Origin of the sequence: Streptomyces sp. AM 4-1-1 (assembly GCF_029167625.1) — a bacterium.
In the GTDB taxonomy this organism is placed as follows: domain Bacteria; phylum Actinomycetota; class Actinomycetes; order Streptomycetales; family Streptomycetaceae; genus Streptomyces.
Window position 1 is genome coordinate 5,730,136 of sequence record NZ_CP119145.1, and the last position, 24,025, is coordinate 5,754,160.

Consider the following 24,025-nt stretch of genomic DNA (forward strand, 5'->3'; position numbering starts at 1 on the left):
AGGGCGCGTCAGCTTCGGTCCTTTTCCGAGCGACACGGTCGGGTGAAGAGGTGGGCGCACGTGTCGAGCGGCGCCGGCACCGGTAACCTCGGCCCCATGGCCTCACGTACGTCCGGCAAGGGTTCCCAGGGCACGGCGGGCCCCGCGAAGCGCGTCGGCCGTACTCCTGGCCCGGCGCGGAAAGCCGCGCCCGCCAAGAAGACCGCCGCGAAGAAGACCGTGCCCGCGAAGAGGGCGCCCGCCAGGAAGCCCCCGCCCAAGCCGGCGCCGTCCCCCACCGGGGGCGTGTACCGGCTGGTACGCGCCGTCTGGCTGGGCGCCGCGCACGGCATCGGCGCCCTTCTGCGCGGCATAGGGCGCGGCGCCAAGGGGCTCGACCCGGCCCACCGCAAGGACGGCGTCGCCCTGCTGCTGCTCGGCCTCGCGCTGATCGTGGCCGCGGGCACCTGGTCGAATCTGCGGGGTCCCGTCGGGGACCTGGTCGAGATGCTCGTCACCGGCGCCTTCGGACGCCTCGATCTGCTGGTGCCGATACTGCTGGGCGCCATCGCCGTGCGGCTGATCCTCTATCCCGAGAAGCCCGAGGCCAACGGGCGCATCGTCATCGGCCTCTCGGCCCTGGTCGTCGGAGTGCTCGGCCAGGTCCACATCGCCTGCGGGGCGCCCGACCGGGGGGACGGCACCGACGCCATGCAGGACGCGGGCGGGCTGATCGGCTGGGCCGCCTCCAAACCGCTGATCTTCACCATGGGTGAGGTGCTGGCCGTTCCGCTGCTCCTGCTGCTCACCGTCTTCGGGCTGCTGGTCGTCACCGCGACCCCGGTGAACGCGATCCCGCACCGGCTGCGCCAGCTCGGCGTCAAGCTGGGCGTCATCGCGCCGTCGTACGACGACGGAGCGGACCTCGGGGAGGAGAGCGACGACGAACGCTACGACGAGCAGTGGCGCGAGGCGCTGCCCGCCCGTTCCCGCCGCTCGCCCGTACGACGCTCCGAGGCACCGGGCGACCACCACGGTCCTGACGAGTACGAGGCCGAGGCCGAGGCGCTGACGAAGCGCCGCAGGCCGCGCAGGGCCTCCGCGCAGCCCGCCATGAACCGGCCGATGGACGCGGTGGACGTCGCCGCTGCCGCCGCCGCGGCGCTGGACGGCGCCGTGCTCAACGGCATGCCTCCCTCACCGGTCGTCGCCGACCTCACCCAGGGCGTCTCGGCCGACCGGGACCAGAGGCGGGCCGGAACACCGCTGCCTGGCGCCCGGGAGGCGGAGACGTCCGAACGCACCGCCGGACGGCGGAACGCGGGGCGGGCACAGGAGCCGGCGGCGACCGGTGGTGTGCCCGATCTGACCAAACCCGTACCCGACCGTTCACAGTCGGAGCCGCTGCCGTCGCGCGCCGAGCAGCTTCAGCTCTCCGGTGACATCAGCTACGCGCTGCCCTCACTCGACCTGCTGGAGCGCGGCGGCCCGGGGAAGACACGCAGCGCGGCCAACGACGCGATCGTCGCCTCGCTCACGAACGTCTTCACCGAGTTCAAGGTCGACGCGGCCGTCACCGGGTTCACCCGCGGTCCGACGGTGACGCGCTACGAGGTCGAGCTGGGCCCGGCCGTCAAGGTCGAGCGGATCACCGCGCTCGCGAAGAACATCGCGTACGCCGTCGCCAGCCCCGACGTCCGGATCATCTCCCCGATCCCCGGCAAGTCCGCGGTCGGCATCGAGATCCCCAACAGCGACCGGGAGATGGTGAACCTCGGCGACGTCCTGCGCCTCGCGGACGCGGCCGAGGACGACCACCCGATGCTGGTGGCGCTCGGCAAGAACGTCGAGGGCGGCTACGAGATGGCCAACCTGGCGAAGATGCCGCACGTCCTGGTCGCCGGAGCGACCGGTTCCGGCAAGTCCTCCTGCATCAACTGCCTGATCACCTCGGTCATGGCGCGGGCGACCCCGGAGCAGGTGAAAATGGTGCTCGTCGATCCCAAGCGGGTCGAGCTCACCGCGTACGAGGGCATCCCGCACCTGATCACCCCGATCATCACCAACCCGAAGCGGGCCGCCGAGGCGCTCCAGTGGGTGGTGCGCGAGATGGACCTGCGCTACGACGACCTCGCGGCGTTCGGTTACCGGCACATCGACGACTTCAACCACGCGGTGCGCACCGGCAAGGCCAAGCCGCCCGAGGGCAGTGAGCGCGAGCTGACCCCGTACCCGTACCTGCTGGTGATCGTCGACGAGCTGGCCGACCTGATGATGGTCGCTCCGCGTGACGTCGAGGACGCCATCGTCCGGATCACCCAGCTGGCGCGGGCGGCGGGCATCCACCTGGTGCTCGCCACCCAGCGTCCGTCGGTCGACGTCGTCACCGGTCTGATCAAGGCGAACGTCCCGTCCCGGCTGGCCTTCGCGACCTCCTCGCTCGCCGACAGCCGGGTCATCCTCGACCAGCCGGGCGCCGAGAAGCTCATCGGCAAGGGCGACGGACTGTTCCTGCCGATGGGGGCCAACAAGCCCACCCGTATGCAGGGCGCCTTCGTCACGGAGGCCGAGGTCGCGGCCGTCGTCCAGCACTGCAAGGACCAGATGGCCCCCGTCTTCCGCGAGGACGTGGTGGTCGGCACGGCCAAGAAGAAGGAGATCGACGAGGACATCGGCGACGACCTGGACCTGTTGTGCCAGGCGGCCGAACTGGTCGTCTCCACACAGTTCGGATCGACCTCGATGCTCCAGCGCAAACTGCGCGTCGGCTTCGCCAAGGCGGGCCGGCTGATGGACCTGATGGAGTCCCGGAGCATCGTCGGGCCCAGCGAGGGGTCGAAGGCGCGCGACGTACTGCTGAAGGCCGACGATCTGGACGGGGTGTTGGCCGAGATCCGCGGGGAAACCGCTTCCTGAGGACTGCCGGAGCAACCGAATCACCCCGCCGTACGTCAAGGTGAGGGAAGGGACAGCCCGATGTTTCACCCCTGGGGCCGACCCGCCAATCCGATGGCGTACAAAGTCCTCGCTCCCGGTTGCCCCACCCTTTCGTACCCCCCCTAGACTGAACACCCAGCAGGTGGCTCACGCTCGAAAGGCGCCCCCGTGTCCATCGGCAACTCTCCCGAAGACGACCGGCCTTCGATCGGTCGTGTCCTCCAGCAGGCCCGCATAGCCGCAGGTCTCACGGTCGAAGAGGTCAGCACCTCCACCCGGGTGCGCGTCCCTATCGTGCGCGCGATCGAGAGCGACGACTTCTCCCGCTGCGGCGGTGACGTGTACGCGCGCGGACACATCCGTACGTTCGCGAGCACCGTCGGGCTGGACCCGGAACCTCTGGTCTCGCAGTACGACGCCGAGCACGGCGGGCGTCCCGCGCCCACCCCGGCGGCGCCGCTGTTCGAAGCGGAACGAATCCGGTCCGAACCCCGCAGGCCCAACTGGACCGCCGCCATGGTCGCGGCGATCGTCGCGGTCGTCGGATTCGCCGGCTTCACCCTCCTCAGCGGAGGTGACGACAGCGGCTCCGCCGCGAAGGTCGCGGAGGGTCCGGCCCCCGAGAAGACCAGTGCCGAGCCGACTCCCAGCAAGCCCGCCGACCCCAAGCCCGTGCCCTCGGACAGCGCCATCGCGGCCGCACCGCTCGACAAGGTGACCGTGAAGCTCAGCGCCACCCAGGGAAAGAGCTGGATCTCGGCCAAGGACCACAACGGACGTCAGCTCTTCGACGGGCTCCTTGAGAAGGGCGACTCCAAGACCTTCCAGGACAAGGAGCGCGTCGATCTCATCGTGGGCGACGCCGGGGCCATCGAGCTCTTCGTCAACGGCAAGAAGGTCGAGGACGAGTTCGAATCCGGACAGGTCGAGCGGCTCTCGTACACGAAGGGTGACCCGGAGGACGGCTGACCGCTTCCCTTTCCCGGGACGGCTGGGCTTGCGGGCACGAGGTCCTCCGACTCCGTGGGGACGCGTGTGTCTTTCGGGCCGAGGGGGCGTCTCCACCGCCCAGGCACCTTGCCTTCCGTCACTCGCAGTAGCGGGGAACCCTGCGCGGTGGGCCGGTCGCCGCGACAAAGTAGTCTTGAGCCCATGCCCGAACGCCGTACCGTCGCCCTTGTCACTCTTGGCTGCGCCCGTAACGAGGTGGACTCGGAGGAGCTCGCAGGCCGCTTGGCAGCGGACGGCTGGGAGCTCGTCGAGGACGCCTCCGACGCCGACGTCGCCGTCGTCAACACCTGTGGCTTCGTCGAGGCCGCGAAGAAGGACTCCGTCGACGCACTTCTCGAAGCCAACGATCTGAAGGACCACGGCAGGACACAGGCCGTCGTCGCCGTCGGCTGCATGGCCGAGCGCTACGGCAAGGACCTCGCCGAGGCCCTGCCGGAAGCCGACGGAGTCCTCGGATTCGACGACTACGCCGACATCTCCGACCGTCTTCAGACCATCCTCAACGGCGGCATCCACGCCTCGCACACCCCGCGCGACCGGCGCAAGCTGCTGCCGATCAGCCCGGCCGAGCGGCAGGACGCCGCCGTCGCGCTGCCGGGCCACGCACAGGAGACGGCCCACGCCGCCGCCCCGGCGGACCTGCCCGAGGGTGTCGCCCCGGTCTCCGGTCCGAGGGCGCCGCTGCGCCGCCGACTGGGCACCAGCCCCGTCGCCTCGGTGAAGCTCGCCTCGGGCTGTGACCGCCGATGTTCCTTCTGCGCGATCCCCTCCTTCCGCGGCTCGTTCATCTCGCGGCGCCCCTCGGACGTGCTCGGGGAGACCCGCTGGCTCGCCGAGCAGGGGGTGAAGGAGGTCATGCTCGTCTCCGAGAACAACACCTCGTACGGCAAGGACCTCGGTGACATCCGACTGCTGGAGACACTGCTGCCCGAGCTCGCGGACGTGGCCGGAATCGAACGCATCCGGGTCAGCTACCTCCAGCCGGCCGAGATGCGGCCCGGCCTGATCGACGTGCTGACCTCCACGCCCAAGGTCGCCCCCTACTTCGACCTCTCCTTCCAGCACTCCGCCCCCGGGGTGCTGCGCGCGATGCGGCGCTTCGGTGACACGGACCGTTTCCTGGAGCTGCTGGAGACCATCCGTTCCAAGGCACCGCAGGCCGGTGCCCGCTCCAACTTCATCGTGGGCTTCCCCGGCGAGACCGAGGCCGACCTGGCGGAGCTGGAACGCTTCCTCACCGGCGCCAGGCTCGACGCCATCGGGGTCTTCGGCTACTCCGACGAGGAAGGCACCGAGGCGGTCGGCTACGAGAACAAGCTGGACGCCGACACCATCGCCGAACGGCTCGCCCACATCTCGCAGCTGGCCGAGGAACTGACCTCGCAGCGCGCCGAGGAGCGCGTCGGCGAATCCCTCCAGGTCCTCGTCGAGTCCGTGGACGACGAGGACGGCGCGATCGGCCGCGCGGCGCATCAGGCGCCCGAAACGGACGGCCAGGTGGTCTTCACAGCACGCGAGGGACTGGTGCCCGGCCGTATGGTCGAGGCGAAGGCAGTGGGCACCGAGGGAGTGGACCTGGTGGCCGAACATCACGAACTCGCGGAGGCAGCCAGATGACCGGAGCCCCGGCGTCCGCGGCACGCGGGTCCGGCTCCACGCCGGCTCCGCGCGGCGGCAAGCTGGGCACCGCGGCCGTCAACCAGGCCAGCCTGTGGAACATCGCCAACATCCTCACCATGGTGCGGCTGCTGTTGGTACCCGGCTTCGTCATGCTGCTGCTCCACAACGGCGGCTACGACCCGGTGTGGCGCTCGTTCGCCTGGGCGGCCTTCGCGGTCGCCATGATCACCGACCTCTTCGACGGCCATCTGGCGCGTAGGTACAACCTGGTCACGGACTTCGGGAAGATCGCCGACCCGATCGCCGACAAGGCGATCATGGGGGCGGCGCTCGTCTGCCTGTCCTCGCTCGGGGACCTGTCCTGGTGGGTCACCGGGGTGATCCTCTTCCGCGAACTGGGCATCACGCTGATGCGGTTCTGGGTGATCCGGCACGCGGTGATCCCGGCCAGTCGCGGCGGGAAGATGAAGACGCTGGCCCAGGGGACGGCCGCCGGGATGTACGTCCTGGCGCTGACCGGACCGCTGGCCACCCTGCGGTTCTGGGTGATGGCGGTGGCGGTCGTGATGACGGTGGTCACGGGACTCGACTACGTGCGCCAGGCGATCGTGCTGCGGCGCAGGGGGCTGGCCGCGGAGCGGCGGGAGTCGAATGCCGCGGGTTCGGAGCCGGCGGTGGCGTCCGGGGCGTCGGAGGCGTCTGCGACGGGTGCCGACGCGGACGCGGGCCCGGGTCCGGGTTCGAGTCCGGCGGAAGCCCGGGACTCGGCCGAGGTGGAGCGATGACGGCCGCGGCCCGCGTGCTGAAGCTGCTGCTGGAGCGGGGCGAGACGGTCGCGGTCGCGGAGTCGCTGACCGGTGGCCTGGTCGCGGCGGAGCTGACGGCCGCCCCTGGTTCCTCGCAGACCTTCCGGGGCTCCGTGACGGCGTACGCCACCGGCCTGAAGCGGGATGTGCTCGGTGTCGACGGGGACCTGCTGGCCAGGAACGGCGCGGTGGACCCCGGGGTCGCGCGGCAGATGGCGGCGGGTGTGCGTCGAGTGCTGGGGGCGGACTGGGGAGCGGCCACCACGGGGGTGGCCGGACCCGACGAACAGGACGGCCGTCCCGTCGGAACGGTCTATGTCGCGGTCGCCGGACCGGGCGGTGCGGAGAAAGTGCTGCCGCTGCGGTTGAACGGTGGCCGGGCGGACATCCGTACAGAGAGTGTACGGAGAGTGCTGGAACTGCTCTCCGGCGAACTCGTCGAAAACGCGAGGACACAGGATACGGAAGAGAACGGGGGGAATTGATGTTTGCAGCCCTGAGTGAACACGACATCGCTCCCCGCACGGCCGCCGCGCAAGGCGGTACGGTGGGGCGTGAAGGATGCGGCTACGCGGTCCGAGGAGGGAGCCACCGATGATTCTGCTCCGTCGCCTGCTTGGTGACGTGCTGCGTCGGCAGCGCCAGCGCCAAGGCCGTACTCTGCGCGAAGTCTCCTCGTCCGCCCGAGTCTCGCTCGGCTATCTCTCCGAGGTGGAGCGGGGGCAGAAGGAGGCATCCTCCGAACTGCTCTCCGCCATTTGCGACGCGCTAGACGTACGGATGTCCGAGCTCATGCGTGAAGTGAGCGATGAGCTGTCGCTGGCTGAACTGGCCGAGTCGGCAGCGGCCGGCGATCCGGTCCCTGTGCCGGTACGCCCCATGCTCAACTCCGTCTCCGTCACGTCGGTGGCAGGCGTGCCGACGGGGCGGATGACGATCAAGGCGCCCGCGGAAGCGGTGGATGTCGTCGCCGCCTGACCCACGCGGTCCGGTGTGAACCGAGGCCCCGGCCCGGCCCCCTACCAGGGGTGCCGGCCGGGGCCTCGGCGTATGTGCCTTCGTGTTCTGCGTTCCCGCGGGCTTCCGGGTGTGGTCCGCGAGCGGGAAGCGCGTGGCTGTGGGCACAGGTACGGCGGGCCGTCTGCTGCCGCGTCCGCACGCGGGGGGGTGTGCGGAGAGTGCGCGCGGCCGGGTGGGAACGCGGGGACCGTGCGGGACGCGAGTCGTCGAAGGTGTCACCCGTCGTGTGCATCCGTTCTCACCCGCCGCGTGTACCGCTCGTCGCAACGGGCAGGTGCGAAGTGAGGCCGGAAGAGTTCTCGGCCGACCGTTTTGGTGCATTTGTGCCATCGTGGATGGTGCGTCCAATCGGCTATGTGATGGGAGAAGTGCATGTCTGTGGTGAAGAGCCCGCTGTCCGAGGCCGACCTGAAGGTCGTGGGAGACGCGCTTCAGGGCGCACTCGTGGATCTGATCGACCTCTCGCTGGTCGCCAAGCAGGTCCACTGGAACGTCGTCGGACCCCGCTTCCGTTCGGTGCACCTTCAGCTCGACGATGTCGTCGACACGGCCCGTACCCACTCCGACACGGTCGCGGAGCGAGCTTCCGCGCTGGGAGTGAACCCGGACGGACGGTCCTCGACCCTTGCCAAGACCACCGCCATCCAGAACGCCCCCGACGGCTGGATCAAGGACGTGGACGCGGTCCGCGCCCTGGTCGACGCCCTGGGTGTGGTGATCGAGCGGATGCGTGAGCGGATCGACGTCACCGGCGAGCCGGACCCGGTCAGCCAGGACATCCTGATCACGCTCACCGGGGACCTTGAGAAGCACGCGTGGATGTTCCAGGCGGAGAGCGCCTGACAACCCCTCTTCGCCTCTTCACGAGGTGATCGGCCGCGGTGGCATCTCTCGCTGCCCGGCCGCCGGGCCTCTCGTTCGGACCGGGCCGGATCGGCGAGTGGGTCCCGAGGGCCCGGCACGGGCGTCCGGGCTCCGGCGCGCGGCCGGACGAGGGGACCTGGGTGGAAACGGGGCGTGCGGGGGCGCTCCAGCTGTTCCTGCCGCCGCTGTTCGGTGAGAGACGGTGTGGGGGAAACAGGGCGCATGTGTGCGCGTATGCCTCAACGGCGGTACGCGTCACGTGCGCCGCGTGCGTTGTCGCCGCTGCCGCGTACACCCGGTGTTCGCACCTTTGTCGCGTGGGCACGCCCCTCCTCGCGGGAGTGGCGGCACCAGCTTCGGCCGGAGGAGGCAGCCATGGTACGGCGGTGGGTGCCGGCGCTTGTGCTCGCCGGGTTGTGGTGGTGGGCAGTGCTGCGGCTGGTCCTTGAGCCCGGTCACAGCGGACTCGTCGAAGGCGCTGTGGCGGCGGGCGGTTGGGGGCTGAGTCTTCTGCCGGTCCACGTGGCCACGAGTGCCACCGGACGGTCGTCCGGTACGGACACGGGTGCGGGTGCGGCGGAGAGTGCTGGGGAGACTGAGCGGTCCGTTGCCGACCGAGGCGTGGTCGGCTGGGGTGTGATCGGGCGTATCTCGGCGGGGCGAGGCGTGACGGAGCGCGCGTCGGTGATGCGGTCGGTGGTACGGCATGTGCTGACCCGGCACGCGGCGCTACGGGTGGTGCGCCGCGCGGCCGTCGTCCTGCGGCAGCGCAGTTCGGGCCGCCGGACCATGGGGTTGAACGACCGCGCGGGTGCTCGTCCGATCAGCTGTGCGGACGGCGGCAACCGCGATTCGGCCGACGCATTGCGTGGGCGGACCTGAACGGGCGGTCCGGTAGCACGGTGCGGGGTGTGTCCGCGTGGCGGTGGTTCGTGCGGTGACGGTTCCTGCGGTGGTCCGTGCGGTGGTGGTCCGTGCGGTGATGGCTCGTGCGCGCGGTGCGGCGAGGGTGGCGCCGGATGTGTACCGGATGGGTGAGGGCGCGGCCGTGGTGTCCGGTGTTTCCGGGGCGGGCACGCGGGAGCCGGACCCGCCCGGACCTACGGGGTGGGGCCGGTCTGGCAGCGCGGGCACCAATAGGTGGGCCGGTTGTCCTGGTCGGCCACCCGGACAGGCGTGCCGCAGCGCAGGCAGGGGCGGTGGGTCCGGCCGTATACGTAGAGGCGTTCGTGGGCGTGGGTCGGCACCGCGGCCGCGAGGGGTCCTGTGGTGGTGCGCATGGGGCGGTCCCGGTTCGCCTCCAGCAGCCGCTTGGCCGTGGCGACCAGGCGGGTGGCGGTGGGTGTCGAGAGTTCGCAGACCGGCAGCCAGGGCGTGACGCGGGCCAGGAAACACAGCTCCGCCTTGTAGATGTTGCCGATGCCCGCCAGGTTGCGTTGGTCCAGCAGTGCCTCACCGAGCGGACGGCCCGGGTCGGCGAGCAGATTCCGGAGCGCGGTCCTCGCGTCCCAGTCGGGTCCCAGCAGGTCAGGACCCAGATGGCCGACGGCCTGCTCCTCGTCACGGGTGCGCAGGAGTTCGAGGACGGGCAGCCGGTATCCCACCGCGGTGTGTTCGGCGGTGCCGAGGACGGCGCGGATCTGGTGGGTCGGGCCGCCGCGCCAGCGTTCCGAGGGGGCGAAGATCTTCCATGCGCCGTCCATCCGCAGATGACTGTGGAGGGTCAGTCCGCCCTCGATCCGGGTCAGGAGGTGCTTGCCCCGCGAGACCGTGCCCAGGACGGTCCGGCCGGTGAGGTCGGCGGTGGCGAACCGGGGAACGCGTAGATCGCAGCGGGTGAGCGGCCGGTCCGCCAGCGCGGCGTGCAGACGTGTGGCGGTCTGCAGAACGGTGTCTCCTTCGGGCATGTCCTCCATGATGCGCGGTCCTCGGCCCGGTCGGCCGGTCAGGCGCGCAGTCGCAGTCCTCTCGGGGTGGCGTGGAAGCCCGCCGCCTCCAGCGTGCGTCCGAGTGGGGAAGTCAGCGACGAGACGCCGTTGGCGCGTTCCACGGTGACTGTGCCGAGGGTGCCCGCGCGCGCGGCGCCGGCGAGTGCCTCGGCCGCGGACCGGAGCGCGGGGTCGTCCGGGCCGGTCGGCCAGGCCAGCAGGGACTTGCCCCCGCGCTCCATGTAGAGCGTCAACTCGCCGTCGACCAGGACCACCAGGGAGCCCGCCTTCCGCCCCGGCCTGTGTCCGGCGCCGTCCGGGGGGTCGGGCCAGGGCAGTGCGGCTCCGTACGCGTTCGCCGGGTCGGCGGCGGCGAGGACCAGGGCGCGGGGAGTGTCGCCGGGGTCCGTACGGTCGCGGGCGGTGGACGCGGCGCGCAGCCGGTCGACGGCACCGTCCATGGCGAACTGCGCCGCGCCGAGCCCCTCGACGACGTAACCCCGGCGGGCTTGGCCGTTGTCCTCGAAGGCCGAGAGGACGCGGTAGATGGCGGAGAAGCCGCCCTCGATCCCTTCGGCCTGGACAGCGCCCCGGGTCACCACGCCGTGCCGGTCGAGGAGAGTACGGGCCAGGGCGTGCGCCCGGTGGGTGGGGTCGGGTTCGTGGGCGGGAAGCAGTGACCAGCGGCCCGAGACCGTGGGTGGTCCGGTCCGTGAGACCGGACGGGCGGCGGCCGTGAGTGACCCGTAACGACCGCGCGGCACACTGCGCCCGGCGCGGTGCGCGGTGGAGCCGGCGGTGCGACCCGAGCCGAGGAGTGAGCGCAACGGGGCGAGCGTGTCGTTGGTCAGACGGCCGGACCAGGCCAGGTCCCAGAGGGCGTCGGCGAGTTGTGGATCGGTGCAGTCCGGATGGGTGGTGGAGCGGACCTGGTCGGCGATCTGACGGAAGAAGAGGCCGTAGCCACCGGTCAGTGCGGTGAGGACGGACTCGTGGAGTGCGGACTGCTCCAGCGGGTGCGATGGAGGCAGCAGCAGAGGGGCGCTGTCGGCGGGGTAGAGAGAGATCCAGCCGTCCTTGCCGGGGAGGGCGCCCGCCCCCGCCCAGACCACCTCGCCGGTGGTGGTCAGCTCGTCGAGGAGGGCGGGGGTGTAGCCCATGACGCGGCTCGGCAGGATCAGCTTCTCCAGGGCCGACGCCGGGACCGGCGCTCCCTGCAACTGTTCGACGGCGCGGGCCAGGCCGTCGATCCCGCGCAACGCGTGGCTGCCGAGATGCTGCCACTGGGGGAGGAAGGAGGCGAGAGCGGCGGGCGGCACCGGCTCCAGCTCGTGGCGGAGGGCGGCGAGCGAGCGGCGGCGGAGCCGGCGCAGGACCGTGGCGTCGCACCATTCCTGTCCGATGCCCGCCGGGTGGAATTCGCCCTGCACGATCCGGCCGGACGCGGCGAGGCGGTGCAGGGCGCCGTCCGTGACGGCGGCGCCCAGACCGAAGCGCTCGGCGGCCCGGGAGGAGGTGAACGGGCCGTGCGTGCGGGCGTGCCGGGCGAGCAGATCGCCGAGCGGGTCCTTCACCGGTTCGGTGAACGCTTCGGGAACACCGACCGGAAGCGCCGTGCCCAGGGCGTCGCGCAGCCTTCCGGCGTCCTCGATCGCCGCCCAGTGGTCGGCCCCGGCGATCCGCACCTGGATCGCCCGGCGGGCCGACGCCAACTCGGGAGCCCACTGCGGCCGGGCTCCCCGTGCGGCCAACTCGGCGTCGGTGAGCGGGCCCAGGACGCGCAACAGATCGGCGACTCCTTCGGCGTCCTTGATCCGGCGGTCCTCGGTCAGCCACTGGAGCTCCTGTTCCAGCTCGCTCAGCACATCGGCGTCGAGAAGTTCACGCAGTTCCGCCCGGCCGAGGAGTTCGGCCAGGAGACGCGAGTCGAGGGAGAGGGCCGCAGCGCGCCGTTCGGCGAGGGGCGAGTCACCCTCGTACAGGAACTGCGCGACATAGCCGAAGAGGAGCGAACGGGCGAACGGGGACGGTTCCTGGGTGGTGACCTCGACGAGGCGGACACGCCGTGCTTCGAGATCGCCCATGAGCTCGGTGAGGCCGGGGACGTCGAAGACGTCCTGGAGACATTCCCGTACCGCTTCGAGGACGATCGGGAACGAGCCGAACTCGGACGCCACCTGGAGCAGTTGTGCGGCGCGCTGACGCTGCTGCCAGAGTGGGGTGCGCCTGCCGGGGCTACGGCGTGGCAACAACAGGGCGCGGGCGGCGCATTCGCGGAAGCGGGACGCGAAGAGCGCGGAACCACCGACCTGTTCGGTGACGATCTGATTGATCTCGCCCTGGTCGAAGGCGACATCGGCGGCGCCGACCGGAGGCTGGTCGCCACCGGTCCCCGTTCCGGTCGGAGCCGGGGAACCAAGGGGGCCACCGACCGCGTGGGACGGCGTGTCCCAGGCCGGCTCGGCGCCGTCGGCACCGTCCGCGGACCGGACCGGGTCGTGATCGAGGAGGTCGAAGCCCATCAGGTCCGCGTCCGGCAGACGCAGCACGATGCCGTCGTCGGCGTGCATGACCTGCGCGTCCATCCCGTACCGCTCGGAGAGGCGTGCGGACAGGGCGAGCGCCCACGGGGCGTGGACCTGGGCGCCGAACGGTGAGTGCACGACCACCCGCCAGTCACCCAGCTCGTCCCTGAAGCGCTCGACGAGCACCGTCCGGTCGTCCGGCACATGACCGCAGGCACGGCGCTGTTCGTCGAGGTAGGACAGGACGTTGTCGGCGGCCCAGGCGTCGAGACCGGCGGCGAGCAGCCGCAGCCTGGCGTCCTCCGGGGACAGCGCGCCGATCTCTCGCAGGAACGCCCCCAGGGCCCGGCCCAGCTCCAGCGGACGGCCCAGCTGATCGCCCTTCCAGAAGGGCAGCCTGCCGGGGACCCCGGGGGCGGGCAGGACCAGCACGCGGTCGCGGGTGATCTCCTGGATGCGCCAGGACGTGGTGCCCAGGGTGAAGACATCGCCCACCCGGGACTCGTACACCATCTCCTCGTCCAGCTCACCGACCCGTCCGCCACCCTTCTTGGGGTCGGACCCGGCGAGGAAGACGCCGAAGAGTCCGCGGTCGGGGATGGTGCCGCCCGAGGTGACGGCGAGCCGCTGGGCGCCGGGGCGGCCGGTGACCGTACCGGCGATCCGGTCCCAGACGACACGCGGGCGCAGCTCGGCGAAGGCGTCGGACGGATAGCGTCCGGCGAGCATGTCGAGCACGGCCGTGAAAGCCGATTCGGGGAGCGAGGCGAACGGTGCCGCTCGCCGGGTCACGGCCAGCAGATCGTCCACCTGCCAGGTGTCGAGGGAAACCATGGCGACCAGCTGCTGGGCGAGCACGTCCAGCGGATTGGCCGGGACGCGCAGGGCCTCGATCGCCCCCTCACGCATCCGTTCGGTGACCACGGCGGCCTGTACCAGGTCTCCCCGGTACTTGGGGAAGACCACCCCGGTGGAGACCGCGCCGACCTGGTGTCCGGCGCGGCCGACCCGCTGGAGACCGGAGGCGACGGACGGGGGCGACTCGACCTGGATCACCAGATCCACCGCGCCCATGTCGATGCCCAGCTCAAGACTGGAGGTGGCGACCACGGCAGGCAGCCGGCCCGCCTTCAGGTCCTCCTCGACCTGGGCGCGCTGCTCCTTCGAGACCGAGCCGTGGTGCGCGCGGGCGAGCAGCGCGGGGGCGCCCTTCGCCGCGCCCGACTCCGCCATGATCTCGGCGGGGGAGTGGTGTTCCGGCATCGCCTCCCCGGTCGCGCGCTCGTACGCGATCTCGTTCAGCCGGTTGCACAGGCGTTCCGCCAGACGTCTGGAGTTGGCGAAGACGATGGTGGAGCGGTGGGACTGCACGAGATCGGCGATCCGCTCCTCGACGTGAGGCCAGATCGACGGCTTGTCCGCCTGGTCCGTGTCGGTCGCCGGTGAACCGCCCAGCTCTCCCAGATCCTCGACGGGCACGACGACCGAGAGGTCGAACTCCTTGGTGGACGGCGGCTGGACGATCTCCACCTTCCGCTGCGGTGACAGGAAACGCGCCACTTCGTCGACCGGCCGGACGGTGGCCGAGAGGCCGATCCGCCGGGCGGGCCGGGGCAGCAGCTCGTCGAGCCGTTCCAGCGAGACGGCGAGGTGGGCGCCCCGCTTCGTACCCGCCACGGCGTGCACCTCGTCCAGGATCACCGTCTCGACGCCTGTCAGGGCCTCTCTGGCGGAGGACGTCAGCATCAGGAACAGCGACTCGGGCGTGGTGATCAGGATGTCCGGCGGCCGGGTCGCCATGGAGCGGCGCTCGGCGGGAGGGGTGTCACCGGATCTGATGCCGACCCGGATCTCGGGCTCGGGCAGCCCCAATCGCATCGACTCCTGGCGGATGCCGGTCAGCGGGGAGCGGAGGTTCCGCTCCACGTCGACCGCGAGGGCCTTGAGCGGGGACACGTACAGCACTCGGCAGCGCTTCTTCGCCTCGGCCGGGGGCGGCACGGCGGCGAGCCGGTCCAGTGAGGCCAGGAAGGCGGCGAGTGTCTTGCCCGAACCGGTCGGCGCGACCACCAGCACGTCCGAGCCCGCGCCGATGGCCCGCCAGGCGCCCTCCTGGGCGGCTGTCGGCGCGCGGAAGGCACCCGTGAACCAGCTGCGGGTCGCGGGCGAGAACGAATCGAGAGCGGAACCGGCCATGTCCCCATCGTGCACCCGACCACTGACATCGATGGTGGAAGGAGGCTGCGGGCGGTGGTGTCCCGACCGCTGACTGATGTGTCGTGGCCCCGGCCGCCGACTGATGTCCCGCTGAGCTGTCTTCGCGATGTTCCGTCCACTCGCACGCCTCACACAGGCGGGGCGCGTCACGCCGTACGCGCCGGGGAGAGGCTGGAGGCGCGGATGACGGAGGACCGGAAGAGTCGGAAGCGTGCAAGAACGGACAAGACCGATCCGATCGGCTCGCGTAGCGTCCGGTGCGTGGCAGAACAGACAACTCCGTCGGAGCGCACCGCGCCGACCGAGCGTACGGATTCGACAGGCGGAACGATGAGGCGACGAACGGCCCGAACGGCCCGAGGAGCGACGACCGGGGTGGCCGGCACCGCGGCGGCGTCGGCCGGACAACCGACGGACGCGGTGAAGACGGACGCGGCGGTCGTGCGGGACGCGCTGGGCGTCGGCGTGGCCGTGGGACTGTCCGGCTTCGCGTTCGGAGTCACCTCGGCGGGCTCGGGCCTGAGCCTTCCGCAGACCTGTGCGCTCAGCCTCCTGGTGTTCACCGGGGCCTCGCAGTTCGCCCTGGTCGGCGCTCTCGCCGCGGGCGGCAACCCGTACACCGCGGCGGCCGGGGCCTTCTTCCTGGGTGTGCGCAACGCCTTCTACGGACTGAGGCTGTCGCAGCTGCTCGCGCTGCCCCGTGCGGTACGGCCGTTCGCCGCGCAGTGGGTCATCGACGAGACGACGGCGGTGACCCTTCCCCAGCCCACCCGCCGCGCCGCCCGGATCGGGTTCACCGTCACCGGGATCACCCTGTACGTGCTGTGGAATCTGACCAGCCTGGTGGGGGCACTGGGCGCCGAGGCGCTGGGCGACACCGACGCCTGGGGGCTCGACGCGGCCGGTCCGGCCGTGTTCCTCGCCCTCCTCGCACCGATGCTGAAGAGCGCCACCGAGCGGATCACCGCCGCGCTCGCGGTGGCGCTCGCACTGGGACTGCTCCCGGTGCTTCCCATCGGCGCACCCGTACTGCTCGCGGCGCTCGCCGCACCCGTCGTCCTCTTCCTCAAGGGGCGCGGGACCGATGCCCCGAGCGGCGGCAGCGGCACGACGACGGCCACGACCGAGGAGAACCGGTGAACGTCTGGATCGCGATCGGTCTCACCGCCGCGGGCTGCTATCTCGCGAAACTCCTCGGTCTGCTGGTGCCCGCCGGAGTGCTGGAACGGCCGCTCGTCCAGCGCCTGGCGGCGCTCATGCCGGTGGCGCTGCTGGCCGCACTCACCGCGCAGCAGACCTTCGGCCACGGGCAGCAGCTGCTCCTCGACGCCAGGGGCGCGGGGCTCGCGGCCGCGGCGCTCGCACTGATCATGCGCGCCCCCTTCCTGGTGGTCGTCGGCGTGGCCGTCGTGGTGACGGCCGCGGTGCGCGCACTGGGGTGACGGGTGAGGGACGCTGAAGCACGGCTGAGGGATGAGTGAGGGGCGGTGGGTGAGGGGTGACGGTGGCGGGTGTGCCGAATCGCGGGCGCCTGTCGGATCAGCCCAGATCGCGCCCGTACGCCCGTAGCGTCTCCAGTGCCCTGAGCGTCACCAGGGGCCGCCCCTCCAGGGCTGTGCCGGGTGCCCACTGCCGCCAGTTCAGCGGCCAGCCGCCGTCCTGTTGCTGCTCGGACGCCAGATGGTCCAGGGAGCGCTCCAGCTCCTCGTCCGTGAACCAACGGCGGGCGAGCGAGCCGGGTTCCCGGGCGTAGTCGTACGGGAAGTGGTGCTCGCCCGGCGCGTACCCCGGCGCCACCGGACACCCCGCGCGCCGGTCGGGGTCGAGGACCACCAGCCGCTGCTCCCGCACCAGCCGCCCCAACCGGTCGGCCGCCGCCTCCGCGCGGGCCCGGTCGGGGACTCCGTCCAGGAACGCGACCGCCGCCTCGATCTCGTACGGATGCGATGTCCGCAGTGCGTCGACCGCCGCCCAGCAGAAGTCGGTGGCCCGGAACAGCCAGGCGTGCCACACCTGGTTGCGGTGCAGGAGTCCGACGACCGGACCGGTGGCCAGAAGCTCGGCCGGCGGATCGTCGACGATGGGGATGAAGGGGGCGGCGGGGTAGCCGCGCTGAGAGGGGTCGAGTGCGGGAAGCGCGCCCTCCTTCGTGGACACCCCGCTCAGGTAGCGGCAGACGCGCTCCGCGCGCAGTCCGTCGCAGCGGCCGATCGAGTCGAGGACGCTGAGCGCGTGGGCCGTGTGCAGTGGTTGGCTCACGGGACCACGGAGATCGGGTTCGAGCGCGTGCCCGTACCCGCCGTCCTCGTTGAGGTAGGCGGCGAGCGCGGTCTCGACGGGGTCGGGACTCGCGTCGAGGAAGCGGTGCGCGAACCGCCGTTGTTCGAGGACGCGGGCCGTGAGCCAGACGAACTGCTCGGCGCGGGCGAGGGAAGTTGCTCCTGTTCCAGCCATGGACCGACCGTAGAACGGAAAAGGCCCGCGCCGAGGTGCAGCATCCCGGCTGCACTCTCAGGAGCGCGATACTGGTGTCATGCGGTTGACGATTTTCTGGGAGCGGATGGCGGACCACTTCGGTGCGGAGTACGCGGACTCCTTCGCCCGGGACCACGTGATGGCCGAGCTCGGCGGGCGCACGGTGCACGAGGCACTGGCCGCCGGCTGGGAGGCCAAGGACGTCTGGCGAGGTGTGTGCGCGGCGGTCGGCGTTCCGGCCGACAAACGCTGAGGCACGGCCGACGCGGGGGCCCGCGCCCTCGCCCCTCGCGGGCGCGGCGTCGCGTCGCTGGGCTGACCCGCTGCTCGGCGACGGGGCGGGCGGCCGGTTGTCGGACCCGTAGGCGAGACTTGTTCCGTGCCATCGACCGACGAGACCGCCCACAGCCAGCCGCCCGCCTCCCCACCCGCACCACCGGCCGTACCGCCGACCTCACCGGCGGCCACCGGTCCCGTCCGCATGCCCCGCTGGCTGCCGCGTGCGATGGTCCTCGCCCTGGCGCTCTACGCCTGTTTCCGGCTCGGCAGCTGGGCGTTCGATCAGCTCATCGGTTTGCTGACCAACATACTGATCGCCTTCTTCCTGGCGCTCGCCATCGAGCCCGCGGTGAGCCGGATGTCGGCGCGCGGGATGCGCAGGGGGCTCGCGACCTTCCTGGTCTTCCTCGTGGTGCTGCTGGCGTCCGCCGGTTTCGTCGTCATGCTCGGATCGATGCTCGCGGGCCAGATCCTCGACATGGTCGACGAGTTCCCCAAGTACCTCGACTCGGTGATCAACTGGGTCAACCAGTCCTTCCACACCGAACTCTCCCGGGTGCAGGTCCAGGACAGCCTGCTGCACTCCGACTGGCTGCAGAAGTACGTCCAGAACAGCGCGACCGGTGTGCTCGACGTCTCCACCACCGTGCTCGGCGGACTGTTCCGGCTGCTGACGATCTTCCTGTTCTCCTTCTACTTCGCGGCCGACGGACCCCGGCTGCGCCGCGGGCTGTGTTCCGTCCTGCCGCCCGCCCGGCAGGCCGAGGTGCTGCGGGCCTGGGAGATCGCGGTCGACAAGACCGGCGGCTATCTCTACTCACGCGGTCTGATGGCACTCGTCTCCGCTGTGGCGCACTACGTCGTGCTGATGGTCCTCGGTGTGCCGTACGCGCCGGCGCTCGCGATGTGGGTCGGGCTCGTCTCGCAGTTCATCCCCACCATCGGGACGTATCTGGCGGGTGCCCTGCCGATGCTGATCGCCTTCACCGTCGATCCCTGGTACGCCCTGTGGGTGCTCGGCTTCGTCGTCATCTACCAGCAGTTCGAGAACTACGTGCTCCAGCCCAAGCTCACGGCCAGGACGGTGGACATCCATCCGGCGGTCGCCTTCGGTTCCGTGATCGCGGGTACGGCGCTGATGGGCGCCGTCGGGGCCCTGATCGCGATCCCGGCCGTCGCCACGCTCCAGGCGTTCCTGGGGGCCTATGTGAAGCGGTACGACGTGACGGACGATCCCCGCGTGCACGGCGGGCCGAGTGGGCGGCGCGGCGAACCGGCGGTCTCGCGAATCCGCCGTGCGATGCGGGCGGAGCGTGGGGCGGGCGGATTGGACGGATCGGACGGCTCGGACGGATCGGAAGGCGAGGCGGCCGATGGGGTGAACGGCGCCGGGAGGCTGGACGGCACCGGAGGGGCCGGGGGTCCGGATGGTCCGGTGGGCTCGGGGGGTACTGGGGGCGCGGCGGGCCCGGCGGGTCCGGACGCGCCGGGTCGGCCAGGTGGTCCGGCTGAAACGGATGGGAAGTAGTCGTAGGGGGCCGGCCGCGGCCGGTGTTCCGCCAATGCCGGTGGCAGGCCGGCCACCTCGGATTCGCCATGGGCACCGGGTCGGGACGACGACGTGCGCGAACTCGCGGCCGATCGCCGGACAAGCCCGCTCGGTCGCAGCGAACGCCTCCGCGGTCCGCTCGTCCACATCGTCCTCGGCGCGACCATCCACCACCCGGGCACGACCGTCCGCCAGCCGTACGCAGCGGTCAGGCGCGTGCCGCAGTCTCATCGCCATGGCGCCGGCGCAGCCGGAACGGGTGCGAGGCAATCCCCCACCACATCTGGGACGGGTCCGGCAGGATCAGCCGGCTCCGCCCCGGCCGCGGCTCGTGGCCCACATGTCCACCGGTGGTCACGGAGGTGACCATGCTGAGTCCTCACTGCGAGGGATCAGCCACGGCCGGGTGGTTCCCGGCAGGGCCGGTGTGGTGCGCTTGACACCGAAATCGAACATCCATTCTCATTGAATTCCGGCCGGGTTTTCCCGGGTCCGGCCGTGGAGTTGTCCACAGGCCGGGAGGACGCCGAGGCCCATTGTCAGTGGCAGGGGTTAGCGTCGTTGATGTGAAGCGATCGACTCAAGCAAATCGGGTGGAACCCATGGCAGGAACCGACCGCGAGAAGGCGTTGGACGCCGCACTCGCACAGATTGAACGGCAGTTCGGCAAGGGCGCGGTGATGCGCCTGGGAGAGCGGCCGAACGAGCCCATCGAGGTCATCCCCACCGGGTCGACCGCGCTCGACGTGGCGCTCGGCGTCGGCGGCCTGCCGCGCGGCCGTGTGGTGGAGGTGTACGGGCCGGAGTCCTCCGGCAAGACCACCCTGACACTGCACGCGGTGGCGAACGCGCAGAAGCTCGGCGGCACGGTGGCCTTCATCGATGCCGAACACGCCCTCGACCCCGAGTACGCGAAGAAGCTCGGTGTCGACATCGACAACCTCATCCTGTCCCAGCCGGACAACGGTGAGCAGGCACTGGAAATCGTGGACATGCTGATCCGCTCCGGTGCGCTCGACCTGATCGTCATCGACTCCGTCGCGGCCCTCGTGCCCCGCGCGGAGATCGAGGGCGAGATGGGTGACTCGCACGTGGGTCTCCAGGCCCGTCTGATGAGTCAGGCGCTCCGGAAGATCACCAGTGCGCTCAACCAGTCGAAGACCACCGCGATCTTCATCAACCAGCTCCGCGAGAAGATCGGTGTGATGTTCGGCTCGCCGGAGACCACGACCGGTGGCCGGGCGCTGAAGTTCTACGCCTCGGTGCGCCTCGACATCCGCCGGATCGAGACGCTGAAGGACGGCACCGACGCCGTCGGCAACCGCACCCGGGTGAAGGTCGTCAAGAACAAGGTCGCGCCGCCCTTCAAGCAGGCGGAGTTCGACATCCTCTACGGCCATGGGATCAGCCGCGAGGGCGGCCTGATCGACATGGGAGTGGACAACGGCTTCGTCCGCAAGGCGGGCGCCTGGTACACGTACGAGGGCGATCAGCTCGGCCAGGGCAAGGAGAACGCCCGTAACTTCCTGAAGGACAATCCGGATCTGGCCAACGAGATCGAGAAGAAGATCCTGGAGAAGCTCGGTATCGGGGTGCGGCCCGCAGACCCCACGGCCGAGCCCGGACCGGACGCCGCGAGCGGTGTGACGGCCACCGACGGGACGGCGGCGAAGTCCGTGCCCGCGCCGGCGGTCAAGGCCAAGCCGGTCAAGGCCGCGGCAGCCAAGAGCTAGTCCGTGACGCGGCGTACGGAGTGGTCCGACAGCCATGCCGAGCCCGGTCCCGCCACCGGCCCGGCCGGCGGGTTCCGTACCGAGCCGGGTCCCGGCACCGGCTTCGGCGAGGGTGTGGGCCGTCGCTCCCGCTCCCGTTCCACAAGCAGCGGTTCCCCCTCCTCGTCGAGGGCCGGGAAGGGGGAACCGCGAGACCCCGTCGAGCAGGCGCGCGACATCTGTCTGCGCCTGCTCACCGGCACCCCGCGCACGCGGAAGCAACTCGCGGACGCCCTGCGCAAGCGGGAGATCCCGGACGAGGCGGCGGAGCACGTGCTGTCGCGCTTCGAGGATGTGGGGCTGATCAACGACGCGGCGTTCGCGGACGCCTGGGTGGAGTCCCGACACCATGGCCGTGGACTGGCCCGGCGGGCTCTCGCCCGCGAGCTGCGCACCAAAGGTGTGGACTCCATGGTGATCGACGAGGCCGTCGGGCAGCTCGACGCGGAGCAGGAGGAGGCGACCGCCCGGGAGCTCGTCGCGCGCAAGCTCCGTTCCACGCGGGGTCTGGACCGTGACAAACGGTTGCGCCGCCTCGCGGGGATGCTCGCCCGCAAGGGGTACGGCGAAGGGCTGGCCCTGCGGGTGGTGCGGCAGGCGCTGAAGGAGGAGGGCGAGGACACGGAAGGGCTGGACGAGCCTTTCTGACCGGGGACCGGAAGCACATTGACGCAGGCGAGGGCGATAGCGGGAGTGGGTCGCGAGGGCCGGGACGAGGGCGGACCGCGGGGTGGTCGAGTGGTGGGGAGCGGTCGGCTCGGACCACTGCGGCCGGAGCGCGCAGGGGGAGCACAGAGGCGTCGAGCGCGGGCAGCCTGAGCGCGGAGGGCATGGGTCCGGGGCGGACGTCGGGGGTCGGCCTCGGACGCTGTGGCGAAAGCCGGCCACGGGCGTTCCGTCAGTGACCGGCCATGGACGTTCCGTCAGTGACCGGCGAGGGCGGAGCGGCGAATGGCGGCGTCGATCAGCGCGACGGCCTCCTCGGCGGTACGCCCGGGGTGCCGGTTCCATGGTCCGATCAAGCCGGGCCACCCCTGCGCACGGAGTTCGGCGATGAGCCACGCACCGGCCCGGTCGACGGTCTCCAGCGACCCGTATCCGAGACGGTGTGCGGTGAGCAGTGCGCCGCAGATGCAGCGGGCGCCACGGGCATCGCGCAACCGGTACGGGGTGTTCTGCCAGCCCCACTCCGTCAGGATCTGGCGCGCGTAGGCCAGCTGGGTCGAGGGACGCAGGTCGGGTTGCCCGACCCGCCGCCAGATGTGGAACCGGTCGGGCAGCGCCGCGCCCAGGCGTCCGGGCAGGGGACGTTCGCGGGGCGGGAGTGGTGGAAGCGTCCTGACCGTGTCGGCGATGAGCCGGTCGACGGGCATGGACAGCAGACTCCGCCAGTCGGCCCGGTTCTGATCCGGGCAGGGGGCCGGTACGAGCCCTTGACCGCTGACCGGATCAGGGGATTCCGGGCCGTCGGACCGCGCGGGCTCGGGGGTTGGGAGGTCCCAGCCGGTGATGATCTGTTGCCAGACCTCTGCGTCGTGGAGGCGGACGGCCCGGCGGTCCAGTTGTTCCGGGGAAAGGGTGGTGGTCGACATCGCTTCACAGCTTCCGTCATGTTATGTCCGGATGTTGTGGTGAATGTCGGTTGAATGGCGTCTTCCCTTCACGCGGATGTGGCGTTCGGGTGTGCCAGGAAGAGGGAGAGGGGTGGGGACTACGGCGCGGACACGCGGCTGGAGCGCTGGGAAGCGGGCGCCCATGAGGCCGTCGGCCGACGGGCAGGTCTGTGGACCGGCGGACCTGTGGACCGGCGATTCGGAGACCTGTGAAGACACGGACGGGGTGGCCGTCGCTGAGCGACGACCACCCCGGGCCCTTTTCCCGCTTCCCGTGCTTCCCCGTACTTCCTGAGTCCGCACCTCCCGAGACCCGCGCGTCACCCATGTCGCGCGTCCCCTACCTGGCGCGTGCGCTTCGATGCGGTTCAGGAAGTGACCGGGAGTCCTGCCGCGCGCCATGCCTGGAAGCCACCGATCAGATCGGTCGCCCGGTGCAGTCCCAACTGCCGCAGGGATGCCACGGCCAGGCTCGACGCGTACCCCTCGTTGCAGATCACCACGATCCGGAGGCCGTGGTCGACCGCTTCCGGGACTCGATGGCTGCCGCGTGGATCGAGCCGCCACTCCAGCTCATTGCGTTCGATCACCAGGGCTCCGGGAATCGTTCCGTCCCGTTCCCGCAGCGCCGCGTACCGGATGTCCACCAGCAGTGCGCCGTCGGCGGCGGCGTCGAAGGCCCCGCGCGGGCCGATCCGCTCGAAACCGGAGCGGACACGTTCCAGTAGTTCGTCTATACCGGTCGGCGCCGGTTCGCCGCCCGTGCCCGGTTCCTGTCGGCCGCTCACTGCCAGTCCCCGGGGCTCTCGACCTGCTCCAGGCGGAGCACCGCGCCCGTGCGGCTGAAGCGCCGGATCTGTGGCAGGGGCGGATAGTAGGCGTGGACCGAGATGGCGTGCTCTGCGGTGGACTCGTTCAGCACCTCGTGGACATGGTGCCGGCCGAACGCCCTTCCCTGACCGGACGTCAGGTCCCGTGACCGGTCGACGCCTTCGGCCAGTTCGAGGGTCTTCCAGCCGTCGGCGGGCAGCCGCACGGCGAGCGAGTGCTCCTTCAGCGTCCCCGTCGCGGTGAGGAAGGCGCCGAACGATTCGGCGTGGTCGTGCCAGCCGGTGCCCGTACCGGGCGGCCAGCCGATCAGCCATGCCTCGCTGCCGCCCGGCCCGTCGAGCCGTACCCAGGTGCGGCCCTCGGGGTCGAGAGGCAGCGAGGCGACGAGATCGGCGTCGGCCGCCACGCGACGGACGAAGTCGAGCAGTTCTCCGGCCGTCGGGGCTGGAACGGGTTCTGACGAACGGGCGGCGGGAGCCGCGGACCGGGAAGCGGAGACGGTCGGGGCGGGAGACTCGATGGTGGCCACGGAGGCACCGGCCGGGACGACGTCATCAGCGGGGGCGGCGGCGGACGCGGCAGGGGACACGGGAGAAGCG

Annotated in this window: 20 protein-coding genes; 14 read left to right on the plus strand and 6 right to left on the minus strand. The window is 71.1% G+C overall.

The annotated features are described in order from the left end of the window. Positions 1-96 precede the first annotated feature (96 nt). The 8 genes from PZB75_RS24355 (at position 97) to PZB75_RS24390 (ending at position 9,119) form a co-directional block, all read left to right on the plus strand. Positions 97-2,895: a DNA translocase FtsK gene (locus PZB75_RS24355; RefSeq protein ID WP_275537421.1), complete on the plus strand. Its 2,799-nt coding sequence runs from the start codon at positions 97-99 to the stop codon at positions 2,893-2,895. Positions 2,896-3,084: 189 nt separating this feature from the next. Continuing rightward, positions 3,085-3,885, plus strand: coding sequence for a helix-turn-helix domain-containing protein (locus tag PZB75_RS24360; RefSeq protein WP_275537422.1), 801 nt, complete (start codon positions 3,085-3,087; stop codon positions 3,883-3,885). 183 nt (positions 3,886-4,068) lie between these two features. Further along, positions 4,069-5,544 carry a 30S ribosomal protein S12 methylthiotransferase RimO gene (gene rimO, locus PZB75_RS24365; protein WP_275537423.1) on the plus strand — a complete coding sequence of 492 codons (1,476 nt, stop codon included), beginning with the start codon at positions 4,069-4,071 and terminating at the stop codon, positions 5,542-5,544. Next, positions 5,541-6,332, plus strand: a complete 792-nt coding sequence (gene pgsA, locus PZB75_RS24370) for a CDP-diacylglycerol--glycerol-3-phosphate 3-phosphatidyltransferase (RefSeq protein WP_275537424.1) — start codon at positions 5,541-5,543, stop codon at positions 6,330-6,332. The genes rimO and pgsA overlap by 4 nt, the downstream gene beginning before the upstream one ends. Beyond that, positions 6,329-6,838 carry a nicotinamide-nucleotide amidohydrolase family protein gene (locus tag PZB75_RS24375; RefSeq protein WP_275537425.1) on the plus strand — a complete coding sequence of 170 codons (510 nt, stop codon included), beginning with the start codon at positions 6,329-6,331 and terminating at the stop codon, positions 6,836-6,838. Before pgsA ends, PZB75_RS24375 begins: the two co-directional genes overlap by 4 nt. Positions 6,839-6,947: 109 nt before the next feature. Then, positions 6,948-7,331, plus strand: coding sequence for a helix-turn-helix transcriptional regulator (locus PZB75_RS24380; RefSeq protein WP_275537426.1), 384 nt, complete (start codon positions 6,948-6,950; stop codon positions 7,329-7,331). 414 nt (positions 7,332-7,745) lie between these two features. Beyond that, positions 7,746-8,216 carry a DNA starvation/stationary phase protection protein gene (locus PZB75_RS24385; RefSeq protein WP_275537427.1) on the plus strand — a complete coding sequence of 157 codons (471 nt, stop codon included), beginning with the start codon at positions 7,746-7,748 and terminating at the stop codon, positions 8,214-8,216. A 411-nt stretch (positions 8,217-8,627) separates the two neighbouring features. Then, a complete protein-coding gene (locus PZB75_RS24390) occupies positions 8,628-9,119 on the plus strand; it encodes a hypothetical protein (RefSeq protein WP_275538937.1) in 492 nt (163 codons plus the stop codon). Positions 9,120-9,337: 218 nt separating this feature from the next. Here PZB75_RS24390 and PZB75_RS24395 read toward each other — a convergent pair whose 3' ends face one another. Then, positions 9,338-10,144 carry a DNA-formamidopyrimidine glycosylase family protein gene (locus PZB75_RS24395; protein WP_275537428.1) on the minus strand — a complete coding sequence of 269 codons (807 nt, stop codon included), beginning with the start codon at positions 10,142-10,144 and terminating at the stop codon, positions 9,338-9,340. A 38-nt stretch (positions 10,145-10,182) separates the two neighbouring features. After that, positions 10,183-14,886: a DEAD/DEAH box helicase gene (locus PZB75_RS24400; RefSeq protein WP_275537429.1), complete on the minus strand. Its 4,704-nt coding sequence runs from the start codon at positions 14,884-14,886 to the stop codon at positions 10,183-10,185. Between the two features lie 351 nt (positions 14,887-15,237). Here PZB75_RS24400 and PZB75_RS24405 point away from each other — a divergent pair, with 351 nt between their 5' ends. Both PZB75_RS24405 and PZB75_RS24410 read left to right on the plus strand, forming a co-directional pair. Continuing rightward, complete coding sequence (locus tag PZB75_RS24405) at positions 15,238-16,047, plus strand: AzlC family ABC transporter permease (protein WP_275537430.1); 810 nt, start codon at positions 15,238-15,240, stop codon at positions 16,045-16,047. Then, complete coding sequence (locus tag PZB75_RS24410) at positions 16,044-16,349, plus strand: AzlD domain-containing protein (protein WP_275537431.1); 306 nt, start codon at positions 16,044-16,046, stop codon at positions 16,347-16,349. The genes PZB75_RS24405 and PZB75_RS24410 overlap by 4 nt, the downstream gene beginning before the upstream one ends. 97 nt (positions 16,350-16,446) lie before the next feature. Here PZB75_RS24410 and PZB75_RS24415 read toward each other — a convergent pair whose 3' ends face one another. After that, the gene (locus tag PZB75_RS24415) at positions 16,447-17,361 is read right to left on the minus strand and encodes a hypothetical protein (RefSeq protein WP_275537432.1); all 915 of its coding nucleotides are present in this window, start codon (positions 17,359-17,361) and stop codon (positions 16,447-16,449) included. Positions 17,362-17,440: 79 nt separating this feature from the next. On the opposite strand from PZB75_RS24415, the gene PZB75_RS24420 reads away from it, so the two are divergent. The 4 genes from PZB75_RS24420 to recX all read left to right on the plus strand — a co-directional run bounded on the left by PZB75_RS24420 (position 17,441) and on the right by recX (position 21,630). Then, on the plus strand, positions 17,441-17,635 hold the full coding sequence (locus tag PZB75_RS24420) for a DUF3046 domain-containing protein (protein ID WP_275537433.1): 195 nt from the start codon (positions 17,441-17,443) through the stop codon (positions 17,633-17,635). A gap of 228 nt (positions 17,636-17,863) precedes the next feature. Continuing rightward, entirely contained in the window at positions 17,864-19,189 is a 1,326-nt protein-coding gene (locus PZB75_RS24425; RefSeq protein ID WP_275538850.1) for an AI-2E family transporter, read from the plus strand. Positions 19,190-19,812: 623 nt separating this feature from the next. Beyond that, complete coding sequence (gene recA, locus PZB75_RS24430; RefSeq protein WP_275537434.1) at positions 19,813-20,943, plus strand: recombinase RecA; 1,131 nt, start codon at positions 19,813-19,815, stop codon at positions 20,941-20,943. Positions 20,944-20,946: 3 nt separating this feature from the next. After that, on the plus strand, positions 20,947-21,630 hold the full coding sequence (gene recX / locus PZB75_RS24435; protein ID WP_275537435.1) for a recombination regulator RecX: 684 nt from the start codon (positions 20,947-20,949) through the stop codon (positions 21,628-21,630). Positions 21,631-21,905: 275 nt separating this feature from the next. On the opposite strand, the gene PZB75_RS24440 is transcribed toward recX, so the two are convergent. From PZB75_RS24440 to PZB75_RS24450, 3 genes are all read right to left on the minus strand, one after another. Then, the gene (locus PZB75_RS24440; protein ID WP_275537436.1) at positions 21,906-22,574 is read right to left on the minus strand and encodes a hypothetical protein; all 669 of its coding nucleotides are present in this window, start codon (positions 22,572-22,574) and stop codon (positions 21,906-21,908) included. A gap of 389 nt (positions 22,575-22,963) precedes the next feature. Beyond that, a complete protein-coding gene (locus tag PZB75_RS24445) occupies positions 22,964-23,383 on the minus strand; it encodes a rhodanese-like domain-containing protein (protein WP_275537437.1) in 420 nt (139 codons plus the stop codon). Further along, positions 23,380-23,853 carry a cysteine dioxygenase gene (locus PZB75_RS24450; RefSeq protein ID WP_343286282.1) on the minus strand — a complete coding sequence of 158 codons (474 nt, stop codon included), beginning with the start codon at positions 23,851-23,853 and terminating at the stop codon, positions 23,380-23,382. The genes PZB75_RS24445 and PZB75_RS24450 overlap by 4 nt, the downstream gene beginning before the upstream one ends. Positions 23,854-24,025 lie beyond the last annotated feature (172 nt).

What these genes read in the sequence shown, in the direction of transcription:
- PZB75_RS24355 (WP_275537421.1), top strand. Translation starts at nt 97, where the DNA reads ATGGCCTCACGTACGTCCGGCAAGGGTTCCCAGGGCACGGCGGGCCCC.
- rimO (WP_275537423.1), top strand. Translation starts at nt 4,069, where the DNA reads ATGCCCGAACGCCGTACCGTCGCCCTTGTCACTCTTGGCTGCGCCCGT.
- pgsA (WP_275537424.1), top strand. Translation starts at nt 5,541, where the DNA reads ATGACCGGAGCCCCGGCGTCCGCGGCACGCGGGTCCGGCTCCACGCCG.
- PZB75_RS24375 (WP_275537425.1), top strand. Translation starts at nt 6,329, where the DNA reads ATGACGGCCGCGGCCCGCGTGCTGAAGCTGCTGCTGGAGCGGGGCGAG.
- PZB75_RS24380 (WP_275537426.1), top strand. Translation starts at nt 6,948, where the DNA reads ATGATTCTGCTCCGTCGCCTGCTTGGTGACGTGCTGCGTCGGCAGCGC.
- PZB75_RS24385 (WP_275537427.1), top strand. Translation starts at nt 7,746, where the DNA reads ATGTCTGTGGTGAAGAGCCCGCTGTCCGAGGCCGACCTGAAGGTCGTG.
- PZB75_RS24395 (WP_275537428.1), bottom strand. Translation starts at nt 10,144, where the DNA reads ATGCCCGAAGGAGACACCGTTCTGCAGACCGCCACACGTCTGCACGCC.
- PZB75_RS24400 (WP_275537429.1), bottom strand. Translation starts at nt 14,886, where the DNA reads ATGGCCGGTTCCGCTCTCGATTCGTTCTCGCCCGCGACCCGCAGCTGG.
- PZB75_RS24405 (WP_275537430.1), top strand. Translation starts at nt 15,238, where the DNA reads ATGAGGCGACGAACGGCCCGAACGGCCCGAGGAGCGACGACCGGGGTG.
- PZB75_RS24415 (WP_275537432.1), bottom strand. Translation starts at nt 17,361, where the DNA reads ATGGCTGGAACAGGAGCAACTTCCCTCGCCCGCGCCGAGCAGTTCGTC.
- PZB75_RS24420 (WP_275537433.1), top strand. Translation starts at nt 17,441, where the DNA reads ATGCGGTTGACGATTTTCTGGGAGCGGATGGCGGACCACTTCGGTGCG.
- PZB75_RS24425 (WP_275538850.1), top strand. Translation starts at nt 17,864, where the DNA reads ATGCCCCGCTGGCTGCCGCGTGCGATGGTCCTCGCCCTGGCGCTCTAC.
- recA (WP_275537434.1), top strand. Translation starts at nt 19,813, where the DNA reads ATGGCAGGAACCGACCGCGAGAAGGCGTTGGACGCCGCACTCGCACAG.
- PZB75_RS24440 (WP_275537436.1), bottom strand. Translation starts at nt 22,574, where the DNA reads ATGTCGACCACCACCCTTTCCCCGGAACAACTGGACCGCCGGGCCGTC.